Origin of the sequence: Brevibacillus brevis, from assembly GCF_031583145.1 — a bacterium.
GTDB lineage: Bacteria > Bacillota > Bacilli > Brevibacillales > Brevibacillaceae > Brevibacillus > Brevibacillus brevis_E.
In genome coordinates, this window is record NZ_CP134052.1 from 65,777 (window position 1) to 78,992 (window position 13,216).

Sequence of the window (13,216 nt, forward strand, 5' to 3'; positions counted from 1 at the left end):
GGAGCGTTCCTGTCTTGGAGGATGGGGGACGCTCCTTTAGTATCCATAAAGAACCTGTTGGGTATCTGCGACGACGATCGGCTCAGGGTCTAGCATAGAGAAACGATTGTGTGAAACCTCAATTACGGATACGACAGACGGCCCTACAAGCAGCTCATTTACGGTCCTGGTTGCCTCCTTTTCCGTTCCAGCATTTGCAACAACCGTGCAAGAAATCGTTTTTCCAGAAAGAGAACAGTTCGATGTAGATCCATAAAGCGCTTGAATTGTTCTTGCCTCATAGTCCACATACAGAATCTTATGGATAACCGGCGCCTCTTCGATGTAGCTGTCCGATTGCGGTATATTGTAGGCATTTAACCTCATATTTTTTTGTAAATAGGTGAAAAAAGAGTCGATTGCTTGCGAAGGAACCAAAGCTAATATTCCATCTGCCAATTTCACCTTATCTACATCCATAGCTGCAGCATGAGTCGCCAGCGCTAAATCTCGCTTTACCCGATTCGTTTCGATCACTTGCGTAAAAAAGTCGACCGAACGAACCATGATCATGATGGACAGTCCCAGGAACAGAAGTGTTAAGATCAAGACGTTAACACTACCCGTTTCCTCACGAATGAATTTTTTAAAGATACGTTTCATACGCCTCACTTCTTCCGTAATTCTCAATCCGGAAGAATCCGGAATCAGCTTCGTCACCTGCACCGACCAGCATAAATATCTTTTGGAGATTCGTGGCTGGGTACTTAATGACTAACGTGACGGTTGGATCTGCTGCATCTTTATAAACTTTTGTAGTTGTACTTCCCTGAAAAGATGGATAAGACACTCCTTTTACAACCACTTGCGGGAAACCGACCGCCGCCATTTTTTTCTGCGTATCCGCAATGATATCAGGAGTTAAGTGTCCAGCTTGTTGTGCAAGCTCCAACGCCCTGAAATGAATTCCTTCAAGCTTGGCCATCTTCATTGCAAACAGGACGTACAATACGATGGAGAACGATGCAGCAAGTATCGTTGGCAGAACAATGAGCAGGGTAATTAAGTCTGTCACTCCTCTTTCATCTTTTGCTTTCGCAAAAAACCTTTTTAGCATGAAATGTTTCCCCTTTAAATATGGGAAAGAAGGATATCCCTCTTTCCCATATCAATTCTGATTAATCTGTTGAATAGTTGTACTCTCGAAGCTCATTCTTGAGCCTTTCATGCCCGTTGATCATCTCTCCATTCACGCCGCCGTTGTCATAATCCAGGACATACATGCAAAGACTTGTGACGATTATTCCGACTACGATAGAGAGAACAATCTTGTCCATTAGTCCGCTTGATTGTCTTCCATTTCATTGTTATGTCCGGCTCCTGGCGCTGTGGTGTGGGAGTAATCAAACTGCTCTACTTTCTCAGAAACGGTTCTTGCTCCATCGTCAATACCATCTCCCAATCCATCATCGTTGTTCCAAATCCAGAAAGTGGTGCCGAGGAGTAGGATACAAACAACAATCATCGAAACAATACCTTGCATTCTTTATTCCTCCATTTTTACGGGGCTGTCGCCTCTATAATTTTTTGTTGCAAATTATCTCCGCCTTGATCCAATCCAGGGCCAATTCGATCATTCATGATGAAAAAGGCCAATCCCATTAAAATGATGCAGATGACAATAGACAGTACAAGGTTCTGCAATTGATCTCACCCCTTAAAAAGCTTCTTTCATCATGTCGACCATATTTTGGTACCAGGGGAAAATCATCAAACCAACTACCACAAAAAAGGGAATGACGATGACAAACGTGAGTCCCATGGGACTCATCTCAATCTGCCGCTTGATCATAAAGTCACGCATGGCATCGATTTGCCGAATTTGCTGTTGAAACAACCCCACAATTTTTTCTTTTGGCGCATTCCAGGTGGCCAATAGGGTATTTACTAGTGGCACAACCTCATTGATCGCAACAGCATCCCCGAAATTTTTAATGGCAGCCTTTGGACTTTCTAACCACTCAATTAACAATTGATCAAGATAAGGTTTTAGGACTTTTGCCGTCCGTGAAGCCCGTTTGATCGAGTAGTACAACGGAGCACGATCGTTCACCCCGACAATTAACCTGTGTGAAAACTTAGCGATTTCAGCCGATAGCTGCATTCTTCGTTGGTATGCAATGGTTCGGACAACCAGGTAAGGGATAAAAACCGATATCAAAACCAATCCAGAAAAAAGCAGGATGGGAAACGGCTCCTCATATCCTCTGAGATGGTTTTGTAGAAAATGTAAAATCCCAACTAGGGTAGCCGTACCGATCGGCATAATGATTTGGGCTAATCGATATCCAAAGACATCCATCCCAAATGGATAATTTGCTAATTTTAGGATCCGAATGATTTTGTAGTTACTTTTCTTTTCGTTTTCGGAATCCACCAGGTCATAAAAAAAGCTTTCAAATTTTTCTTTACGCCTCACCTGTGCCGCACTTATCCGCCGTTTTTTCTTCAACTTGATACTTAGCAAAATGGGGATGGTGATTAATGTAACCCCCGTGATCCAGGAGAGAATAAAAATCAGCTTCACATCTTCACCTCCTCCCTAGATATTTCTTCTACCCATCATCAAAGCTCCGATAAACGACCCAAACATGACTACACAGGAAAAGGTTACAAAATCACTCCCAAATGGATGTTCGAAGTAGTAAAAGTAATTCTTCGGATCCAGCTTGATATTGACATAAACGATGATGGCGGACATGATGATCATCAAGAAAATTCCCCATCGATAAATCGACATCACTGTAATCCTGCGCTCCTCATTGAAGCTTGCATTTTGGATTTCCTCTACCAATTTAAACAGTGAAGGAGTAATGTCTGATCCTGTTTCGATCCGGGTAATTAATATGTCAACAAAGTCATCGGCCCAATCGTTGTTCACACGAGTTGCAAATTCAAGAAGCGCTTCTTCCAAAGGAGTACCGGTATTGATATTGGTACACAGGCGATCCCATTCCCTACGGATTTCAAACGGCATTTGAGTTGCCGATCTGTGAATTGCGCTTGTGATGTTATCCGTTTCCGAGAGAAACCCCGTAAAGTTCTGAATTACAGGCACCATGATTCGTGAAATTCTATGGGTGGTAATCTGGTATTTTTGCCACACGATCAGAAATGGAATGGAGCCAAACATGACAGCAACGATGATATTGTTCAACACAGATTTCATGAGTAACCGCGATGCAACTAGGGCAACGCAAGCGATGACAAGACCAATCAACACGATGACAAGAGGAGAAATTTTAAAACCGGCTAGATCCATGTAATAAGCAAAGCTTCGGAACAGTGGAAACCTGGTTAAATCGAGCTGCACCACGTCTTCTTTTGGGCGCTTTCTTCCAAAGTATCTCTTCCTCGACAGGACCACAAAAGACCTTGATACTGCCCTCATCAACGGAAAGCTAAGGAAAATAGCTCCAATGACAAACGGCACAAGAAAGACGTATACCGGGTTTAAATAAAGGCCCATGACTACCATACGCCAAGCTCCTCAAACTCTCGGTGGGCGTCACCAATCATATACAGCTCCATATGTTCCCTTAAACCGTGACTCAATTTGTTGCCGGTAAACTCCCATTTATTGGTTGCTTTGTTCCAAATTACGATTGGTACCACGCTGATATTTCCAGTGATTGGATCAACTTGTAACTCCGTTATTTCCGTCATAACCCTCCTGGCTTTGTACTTGTTTACCTTCACCAGATTTTGAAAGACGACGATATTAAATGCCCGCGCAATCCGTTGACGCAGCATATGATCATCATGTGTCCTGCCGTCTTGCTTAATCATGTCCATTACGTCATAAATGATCATGTCACGATATTTGGAGTGAACACTCGTCAGACTGTCATGGCCACGCAAGCAGGCTTGTACAGCTTGGGCTGCCTCTGAACCGCGCATTTCACCAATGATGATTCTATCCGGGCTGAATCGCAAAAGAGGCTTGAAACCCTCCTCCATCGTTATCCCTATTTCTGGAACAGCTTGAAAAGGAACTACGTTACGTCCTGGAAGTCGTTCATTCAGCCACACTTCAAACTCGGTTTCAAGTGTCAACAGCCGTTCTTCAATCGGGATTTCTCTCGCGAGGGCAAATAGAGTCGTTGTCTTCCCTGTTTTTGTACTACCGGCCACCATGATGGAAGCATGGTATTTGACCAACAACCGCAGGAAAGTAGCCATTTTTTTGTCAAGCGTTCCATACTCCATTAAACTTTCAAGAGTCGGATCCTTTAGGATAAAGTTCCGGACCGCAATAGCTGGAAATGCGGAGTACGGAGGTTGAGACATTGTGAGGCGCGACTTGTTCCACATATAGGTGCTACATACAGGCTTCAACTCACTGATGTCTGCTTTCCCATACAAGGCTAGACGTTGCTGTAGCTGAATCACTTGGTCAATGGATTCGAATTCTCGGTTAATCTTGGTTGCAATACCATCACGCATGACGTATATTTTCGTCCCATTAACCTGGACTTCTTCCACGTCCTTGGCTTTGTAAAGGTCCTCGATCCAACCAGCGCCACATGTAAGAGCAAACACCGCATCACTGACACTCAATTTGTCATCAGGAAGGCCGTCAATCACCGAAATGCGCCTTTCGGTAATGATCCGTTTGATCATAGCCTTTACTTTCTCCTGAGCAACGGGATTACCCAAGCCAGCTTGTTCTAACAAATCCTTATGTGCTTGCTGCTCCTCGACGCTCCCCTTTAGCTCCTTCAAATCCCTTTGGACAATCTCAACGACATCTTTAAGATGAAGTCCTCGATAGCCTTTGTTTTGGCTTTGAAGGCGTTTTTCAGTTTTAGTGTTTTGTTGAATCTGCCTTGATGTGCTATAGCGACTACGCACTTTCCGTTCAATGGTATATGACATTATGCTTCACCAGCTTTTTGCTTTCCTGGGAACATGGAGCCGATTTTTGCGATGAACCCTTTCTTTTGAATTTCAACGCTATAATCAATATCCATTCGTTCACAAAGGCCAGCAGCAAGTTTACTTATTTCCGTTTTAAAACTTTCAGCAGTTTTTTCCTCACTGAACAACAAAGGAGTTGCATAGTTCGTGGCCTTAACTCCGGCTCCATTCGATACATTTGGAATTTCTGCAATACACTTTAGGCCCATTGCCTTTTCAATCGTTCCTGTTTTGGCAATTGAATCATCGGATCGATTTACGATGAGCGAGAAAGAGTCATGGTTCATCTCGTAGTAAGTTGTCCAAATGCTTTGAAACCAGTCAAACCAGCTTGATTGAAAAGATGAAACAACAGGCTGAGATACTACCCATCTCTCATCTGCTTCTCTCATAGCTTGTACCGTTGCTGCATTATCTGGAAAGGAATGCACATCAACGATCGTGATATCAAAGACTTCCCTTGAAACTGATAACAGCGTTGCGATCTCTTCATCTTTTATTCGCTCTGCCCAATCACGTCGATGCAGCCCTGTTAAAATGTGTAAGTTTTCGTACTGAAATTTCTCGGTTGCTTGTAATAACATGGTGGGCGTAAGTGTTTTTGCATCACAGTCAACTTGAATGGTCGGAAAACCTTTATTTCCCTTTAACTGGAGGGAGTCTTTCATATCAGGACTTTTAAGACTCAAATCCAGTAACCCAATTCGCTTCTCAGTCATTTGGGCTAACGTCAGAGCTACGTTCACCGCGATCGTTGAACTTCCATCTCGTGGCGCTGCAGACATAATGGAAATGACCGTGTTCTTTTTGGATCTCTTGGAAACAGGAGCTTTATTAAATGCAGTTTGAACCGCTTCTACAAGCTCGTCCAAAGTCAATCCCGGCGGAATAAAGGAAATATTCAGTTCCAGCCCAATTCTCCGGACCAATTCCATATAGAGCGAGTCGTTTACTTTCTCGGATAAAATAACCGTCAGCTTAGACTTTGGAAACTCGTTCCGAAGCGCCGGCAGCCATTCCCACGGCTGATACTGCACATAAAGCCCCTCATCGATGACGGCATGTTCAATCGCTTCCTCAGCGGCTTTGCTCGTCTCTTTTTCAGTGTAGGCGACGATTATTTTCAAACCGGTCAATTCAGAGGTTATTCGTTCCGCGATCTCCGGACCGACTACTCCCAAAAGATACTTCATTCTTTAACCCCCTATTTCTTTTCAGCCGGTGCTTGTTGCTTCTCGTTACTTGCCTGCTTGTCAACAGCTTTTTCCGTCTGCTGGCTTGACGGGATAGGGTTTAACACTGGCAGATTTGCCAAATTCGATAAGTCTCCATACGGATTTCCTACCCCTACCTTGATGGTTGCCTGGAACGTTTGTGCTTCGACAATTTTGCTGTATTGCTCAGGGGTCAGCATAAGCGTTATGTTTGCCGGGGTACCTGTCGGCTTCATTCGGAAATTTTCCATGTAGTACGAGTCCCGTTGAACCGGCGTTATACGTTTTAGCTGATTGAGTGTGTCCGTGGATGCTTCCTGATCTCTCACTTCTCGACCAGTATTATCCTTCACGTTTGTAACTGTTACTTTTTCAACCAGTTTTTCGACGTAATCAACTTTCTTTGTGTAATGGCTAACATCGCCAAGCAAATTTGAATGGATCTCTTCAAACGTAAAAGGCACCTTTTGGCCATTGGCATCAAAGTATGTAATGCGAGGACTTCTGTTGTACTCAGCCCAAATGGTCACTTCATCTCCGCGCCGAATAAAATTGTTGGCAGATTCGACAAAGTTAATTGGGAAGCTGATAAGCTGCTCGTCCCCTGTCGGAACAATCTTCTTTTCGTTTAGCTTCCACGGAAGGAACTCCTCTTGTTCTCCAATAGGGACCAACGCGCGCTTCCCGATGATGCTCTCAGGCTCAAGCAAAGCTCCATCAAAGTGTTTTGCTTTAGGAATCGTTACTTCCTGGATCATCTCTCTAGTGATTAGCTCTCCAGCCGGTATGAGCTTCACAGGTGTATAAGTAGTCATTGTAGTCATCTTTTGTTCATACGAGGATGTGAAAGCATAGAAACCAAAAGAAGAGGCTCCAATGAACAAGGTGCCAACCGTTATGGCCAACCATTTATTCATGGTCATAACTTCATTTTCACCCCTAATATATTTAGCTTTTTTTGAAGAATTTGATTCGATCAAGCAGCCCCTGTTTTTCCGGTTTCTCCAGGTAGAAGTATTCCGGGGGAACGATCTGCTTAATCAAACCCTGCAAGTGCTGCTCCATTAAATCTTTCTCTCTTTCGTACAGCAATTCTCCTTTCCAGTTAGCTTGATAAACCAGGGCCGGTTCAAAGTGAGGTATGTAAGCCAATACACTGAAAGGCAATTCCCTCAATACTTTGTGATCAACCCCGTTACTATCCTTATTAATGATGAAGTGAACTTGGATCTGCTTTTGCTTGTGCAGCTCCAAAAGCCGCTGAACCAGGGAGTGTTCTGGTGTCGGTTGGACTCCTTCTTCTGGCGGCGCAATTCTTTCGATTAACGCGGGGTCAGGGTCAATCACTAGAAAAACGTGATCCGCCTCTGGCAGTAGGGTCATAAAATCCGGATCATTCCAAAAGGAAGAAATATCGAAAAGGTTTATAGATGACCGTATTTGATAGATCATCTTGAGTAAATCCTCATATGTCACTTTCGGATCCGGAAAACTCGGATGATTGAGATGAAATGAGATGCCGTTATAGAAGAAGTCCTTTCCTTTTTGGAAAAAGCCATATTCCTTCAATTGTTTATACGGCGGTTCGTAATTCTCACTTTTCACCCCAACGTTGAGCAAGTCATATAAAGATACCCTTCCTTTTGGATACTCCAGCACCGTACAATGTAATTGCCTTGTCGCTAAAGCAGCAGCTAAATTAGCTGCCAAAAACGTAGCGCCGGACCTTGGGGACAGGCTTATGAAGTAACAGAGTTGACTGGGGATCGAAGCGTAAGTTTTGACTGGTACCTGTACTTCAATTCGGACTTCCTTCTCTTCAATGACCCGCTTTTCAATGTAGCGAACAGGAGTATCGTCTTCTTCTGGTACCTCCGGGAACGTTTCCGGTGCCAAATCGATTTCTTCCGATTCCTCCCCTTTTTCCGGAAGGTAGTCATGAAGCTGATTTATGACGACTTCAAAGTCCCCATCAAAAGAAATAACATCCACCGCAAATCGAGAAAGTATCTCTTTGGCTTCTTCCTGCCACCACAATCTGCTATCGATGATGGCGACTTGCCAGGATGAAAAACCCATTTCCTCTCGCAGCTCATCGAACGACTGAATGTTTTCGCTCCACTCGATCTGATGAGCTTCTAAAAATGACTTCATCCTTTGATAACTGGTAGGAGAGCGAAACGCGCATAATATCTGCATAATTCACCATCCCACACTCATCGCAAGAGTTGATCTTTTCGCTTTTTTATCCATTCATCCACTTCGCGGACGTCATATAAATTCTTCCTGGAACTCGGTTTGTGAAATGGCATCCCCTCGTCCTGGTATCTTGTAATGGTCCTAATCGAGACATTCAGATACTTGGCCAACTGCTCCTTTGTTACATACTTGGAATCCATCCAAAAATTACCCTCCCTATTAGCCTCCTTCCTTATGACAAATCGTCACAAGGGGTAGGGGTATATGATAAAATCAACAATACCCCTCCCCTTGTGTGGGGGGTGTAGCCACTCGTATCATGGGCAGCCAACCTGGTATACGAGTGGCTAATTTAATGGTATCAAAGGGGACATATAAAGTCAATACAGGACACGTCGGGACAAATGAGGACATAATGGGCTTTTAAAAAAGTGTAACTTGGTTACACCCATTAGTCTATTTGACCAATTGAATTGGCTGCGTCTAAGAGTAGAGTCTCGGGTGTTTTTGTGTAAAGTCTTGGACTTTTTAGTGTAGGTGATTCCCTTGTAATAGGAGCATTCGACTATTTTCTATTATGTAACAATAAGCATTGTAGTCAATAGATGTAATTTGTCGAACTGTGTCGGTTAGCGCTTGGCAAGCACGGGCTTCTCCTGCAGCTCGTCGCCGGCCGTGGCCAGGACGCGGCCTCCCGGTTCCTTCCGGATCTGCAGTCAGCGCACCGGGACAACAAAGGCACAAAAAAGCAGCGCTTATACGCTGCTTTTTACCTGTTTACCGATCGAATTCAAATACTTTCTCAAATGTCTTCTCAATCACGTAATTCAATTCTTTGACCGTCGTTTGATCCCCCTTTAAGATCCCCTCATAAACTTTGTCTCTAAACACGTTTGTCGTTTCATGCTCCTTGAAAATTACGGTGTGGTTGATTGGTTCATCTTTGATCGAGTAAATAAGTCTTTCATTTCCATCCTTATCAAGTTCCCAGCTTTGAACTTCCTTATCCAAATCTTGCATTGGAATTTTCGTAGGAACCCCATCTGTCAATTCCTTTGAATAATACAAAACTTCTTTCAAAGTCGGTCCAGTTCTATACGGATCCTGCAAAAACAAAGACCGTTCACCTAAATACTTTCCATTGACATAAACAGATTCAAAATCCTTATATCTCATTAAGAAATCCGCTGCTTTTTCAACGTCCTCAGTCAGTTCAGGCGTGATTCCCCTACGCCTAGATTCCTGACCGCTTAAATAAAACGCGCGACGAACCTCTCCATCTATATGATATTCGCTACAACTCACCCCTACAAATGGGCGAAAACGATCTTCTTCCAAAGAATCATATACAGGTTTCCCTACAAACGAAATTTCACCAAGATCACCTTTCTGAAAGCGATCAAGGACCAACCGTAACGCTTGCACTTCGACTTTACTGTAATTTTCTTTCTCCTCAACGCTGGTATCCCTCGATATTTTTTCCATTGGAATCAACCTTTCTTTAAATTATGGTAAGTCAGAGTGACCAAGACGAGCACGTTACTTTTTCTCCTCTGTTCCAAAAAAAGCGGACATGTCGACTTCGTATTGCAAACTACTTTCCGGGATAGAATTGTTTATTTCAATGCTTGGTATTTCAAAGTCGAAATCATCTTCGATAACCGGATCTGGTTGGTCTACTGATTCAGGCAGCTCGATATCAGTCGATGGGTCCCCCGCGTCACTCTTCTCCGAATCCGTCTCCAAAGACGCGGCCACTTCCTGCTCATAGGCTTGAATCATTTCTTCCATACCCTCAATAACAATTGGAGCCGCAACAGCAACAATATCCACGATTTCATCTTGGATATTGTCTGCCGGTTTGTCCGTTATTTTTTCCTCATTGGCAGCAGAAGGTTCTTGAATCACCGAAACTACTTCTGGCTGCGAATCTAAGAGTGGCAATTCATGCAGCTCTTTAGGATCACATATGCGCTTTTCCGCCATCCAGTATTCGTATTGAACCTTTTTCAACATCACCGGTTGTCTACCACCCTGGACGATGACAAGGTAGTCACGGTCCAAACTACGGCATTCATCAGGAAACATAAGCTGACGTTGCTGATAGCTGAAACTCTCACTTAAACCATCCCCGGCAACTTTTCCTGGTTTTGTATTTCGGCTCTGATTTTGAATTTGGATGGTGGTAACACCGAGCAATTTACTTAGATACTCCGCTGTTGTCTGCTCGTTGGCACCTAAATAAACCTGGGTATCGCAATTCCCAAGGATCTCCTCCCACTGATCTTTATATCTTTCTTTCATCTGAACGATCGATTGGAAGATCATCATGGGAATGATGCCCCGCCCGCGCATTGTAGGCAATTTGTCAATAAGGCTGGGCAGTCGACCAATGTTGGCCAGCTCATCTAATGCCATGAAGACCCTGGTGTGTAATTTGTTCCCATACAGGTAAGCAGTCTTATACATTTGATTGAGCATTTGGGTGACAATTACGTTGATAATAGGTGCATATGTTTTGTCACCATCCGGCATCAGGATAAAGACTGCCATCGGTTTCTCTTTCTTTGCCCCCAATTTCCGAATATCCAATGTGGTCTTGCTGGTCAATTTCTTAACACCACTGATGGAGAACAAGGAAAGCTTAATGGCCAACCCAACCAAAACGCCCGCGCGCAGCTTATCTTCGGCCAAGAGAAACTTATCGTACAAGTCTTTAGCTGCGCCGGTGATTCCATTAGCCTGAAAAAAGTACAACGCTGCTTCCGGATCTCGAATATCAGGACTGGTTAGAATTTTGGCGACCTCTTCAAACGTCTGACGTTCCGGAGGATACTTTTGCTGCACAAATCCGATTAACGCGCCCAGCAATAATGTCTCGCCGTCTTCCCAAATTGGATCTCCCGATTTCTGAGCCACTTTGGAGGAAGTAACAGAAGAAACATACCCTTGAGCAATTTCCATCAGTTCCTTTTCTTCTGTAATAAACTCAATCGGATTGATCATATCTCCGTATTTCAGGTGAATAAAATCCAAAACGTGAACATCGTACCCAGCGTTCTCAAGATATTTTGCCGTATACATAAACAGTTCTGATTTCGGGTCTGTAATGATCATATCGGCCCTAGTTGAAAACGGTATATGGAATATGTTCCCGTACATGAATCCAGTTGTTTTTTTCGAACCAGGCGGGCCAATGACAACCATTTGACTGTTCAGTGGGCCGTTTACAGGATGATAAGCATACTTTCCACCCAAACGATAAGGCTCAATCTCCGTATGCCCAAGAAACCACCCGGCATTGTCCTTCCCGTAATAATGTTTCTGTATTTCCTCACCTGTCTGCCATCGAGCAGTCCCATGAGAAGCATAAGCAACATTTTGGTCAAATTTCTTTTTGGCCTTGATGCCACCAAATATCAAGTTGATAACACTCCAGACCACGTAAAAGCCGATCATCGCCCAACCAAGAACGTTCGGCGGATCTACTTTGGATACAAACCCCCAATAGGTCTTTATGGAAAAGGCTACATCCGTCATATGTGCTACGCTCAGAACGTTTACATTAAACTTCCCTTCAATGAACTCTCGAAAAACAAACGAAATTGTTGGTACTACAAGCAACAAGGCAGCCAATCCCAACAATGATAAGGCAATCATCTTTTTCCGCATATTTATCTGTCTCTCCCCTTATTCCTCGCGGCACGTTGTCTTTTCATCTCTGCTTCGCGCTGCAGCCTTTCATTTTCTCTTGTCATATCCTTTGTTACTGATTCAAAAACTTTTGACATGTCCCCAAGTGTTCTGTCGACATCTAATCGCTCATGCAAGTGATAGATAGCGTCCCTCTCAAACTCCTTGTGAAATGTTTCCTTTAACTCTTGAAGATCTTCTTTTTTAAAAACGATCCGCTTAAACCTTCCATCAGCTCCCCGATTATCACTGACCCCTTTTATGACCACATGGCAATGCGGGTGTCCTTCAGCAGCATGAATATTTGCGATCCAGTCGAGCTTGACCCCATGTTTCCTCTCATATTCCGCCAACGTATTCCGAACCAAATCCTTAAAATCTTTCCCACTCCGCTTATATGCCTCATAATCGGACTCACGCAGGGAAAAGATCATCTTCCTTGCCTTAATGGTTAAGGGATGCTGTAATGCACTATTCTTTTCAATCCTCTCCAAAAAAGCCTCAAAGTCTGCCTTGTCCTCATCTCTGGAGAAAAACCCCTTCTCGTTGGCCTCTTTTGATCGGAACCCAACATACTTCACATGGGCGGTTACCTGTTTCATGGTTTGCAGCCCTCTTGTCATTTTGATAAAAACCTTTGTCCCACTCTTGAAGCTAACCATGATGTACCCACCCTACAGTTTATTGATCCCGCAACGGCCTGGAGTAATATTGAGCTGCAATTTGCCTTACATCATTGAAGATGTCTTTTTGTGGTTTGCCATACGCCTTTTCCAACATTGGCATAAGCGCCATCAATAATATACTTACATCCATCCCCGTTCGTCCGACCATAGCTGCAAGGCGGTTCTCTGCTTTTGACAGTCTTTCGTTAAGGATTCGTTCAACTAACGAGTCAGCCAACATCATTTCTTGATTTTGATTGGCCAAATAATTGTCTATCGCCTCCCTGTACACGTCTTGAATCGTTCGATTTTTTTTGGCTGCTATGTCTTTCATTTTTGCGTGCCTGTGGTCATCAATTTTCACCGGTGTCTGACTCATCAAATCTTCTCCTCATACCACAATTTTCTAAATATCCCCCACTACCATTATAATACAGGCAATTCTAACCATCTAGTATCCTTTTAACATCGAATTAGTATCCTCCA

General features: G+C 43.6%; 13 protein-coding genes. All 13 read right to left on the bottom strand.

Translation table 11 applies throughout. From position 1 onward, the window contains the following. Window positions 1-36 precede the first annotated feature (36 nt). On the bottom strand, window positions 37-642 hold the full coding sequence (locus RGB73_RS30470; RefSeq protein WP_310774699.1) for a hypothetical protein: 606 nt from the start codon (window positions 640-642) through the stop codon (window positions 37-39). Continuing rightward, window positions 626-1,096, bottom strand: a complete 471-nt coding sequence (locus tag RGB73_RS30475; RefSeq protein WP_310774700.1) for a hypothetical protein — start codon at window positions 1,094-1,096, stop codon at window positions 626-628. Before RGB73_RS30475 ends, RGB73_RS30470 begins: the two co-directional genes overlap by 17 nt. A 219-nt stretch (window positions 1,097-1,315) precedes the next feature. Then, entirely contained in the window at window positions 1,316-1,522 is a 207-nt protein-coding gene (locus RGB73_RS30480; RefSeq protein ID WP_310774701.1) for a hypothetical protein, read from the bottom strand. A gap of 174 nt (window positions 1,523-1,696) precedes the next feature. Further along, window positions 1,697-2,566 carry a hypothetical protein gene (locus RGB73_RS30485; protein ID WP_310774702.1) on the bottom strand — a complete coding sequence of 290 codons (870 nt, stop codon included), beginning with the start codon at window positions 2,564-2,566 and terminating at the stop codon, window positions 1,697-1,699. 15 nt (window positions 2,567-2,581) lie between these two features. Next, window positions 2,582-3,517 carry a type II secretion system F family protein gene (locus RGB73_RS30490; RefSeq protein ID WP_197187616.1) on the bottom strand — a complete coding sequence of 312 codons (936 nt, stop codon included), beginning with the start codon at window positions 3,515-3,517 and terminating at the stop codon, window positions 2,582-2,584. After that, entirely contained in the window at window positions 3,511-4,917 is a 1,407-nt protein-coding gene (locus RGB73_RS30495) for an ATPase, T2SS/T4P/T4SS family (RefSeq protein WP_197187615.1), read from the bottom strand. The genes RGB73_RS30490 and RGB73_RS30495 overlap by 7 nt, the downstream gene beginning before the upstream one ends. Then, entirely contained in the window at window positions 4,917-6,152 is a 1,236-nt protein-coding gene (locus RGB73_RS30500; RefSeq protein ID WP_197187614.1) for a CpaE/TadZ family protein, read from the bottom strand. The genes RGB73_RS30495 and RGB73_RS30500 overlap by 1 nt, the downstream gene beginning before the upstream one ends. Before the next feature lie 11 nt (window positions 6,153-6,163). After that, on the bottom strand, window positions 6,164-7,090 hold the full coding sequence (locus RGB73_RS30505; protein ID WP_310774703.1) for a CpaB family protein: 927 nt from the start codon (window positions 7,088-7,090) through the stop codon (window positions 6,164-6,166). 31 nt (window positions 7,091-7,121) lie between these two features. Then, window positions 7,122-8,372, bottom strand: a complete 1,251-nt coding sequence (locus tag RGB73_RS30510; RefSeq protein WP_310774704.1) for a CpaE/TadZ family protein — start codon at window positions 8,370-8,372, stop codon at window positions 7,122-7,124. 777 nt (window positions 8,373-9,149) lie between these two features. Then, on the bottom strand, window positions 9,150-9,857 hold the full coding sequence (locus RGB73_RS30515) for a hypothetical protein (RefSeq protein WP_197187610.1): 708 nt from the start codon (window positions 9,855-9,857) through the stop codon (window positions 9,150-9,152). A 54-nt stretch (window positions 9,858-9,911) separates the two neighbouring features. After that, window positions 9,912-12,044: a VirD4-like conjugal transfer protein, CD1115 family gene (locus RGB73_RS30520; RefSeq protein WP_310774705.1), complete on the bottom strand. Its 2,133-nt coding sequence runs from the start codon at window positions 12,042-12,044 to the stop codon at window positions 9,912-9,914. A 2-nt stretch (window positions 12,045-12,046) separates the two neighbouring features. Further along, complete coding sequence (locus tag RGB73_RS30525; RefSeq protein ID WP_310774706.1) at window positions 12,047-12,727, bottom strand: hypothetical protein; 681 nt, start codon at window positions 12,725-12,727, stop codon at window positions 12,047-12,049. 19 nt (window positions 12,728-12,746) lie between these two features. After that, window positions 12,747-13,109 carry a hypothetical protein gene (locus RGB73_RS30530; RefSeq protein ID WP_197187607.1) on the bottom strand — a complete coding sequence of 121 codons (363 nt, stop codon included), beginning with the start codon at window positions 13,107-13,109 and terminating at the stop codon, window positions 12,747-12,749. Window positions 13,110-13,216: the final 107 nt, after the last annotated feature.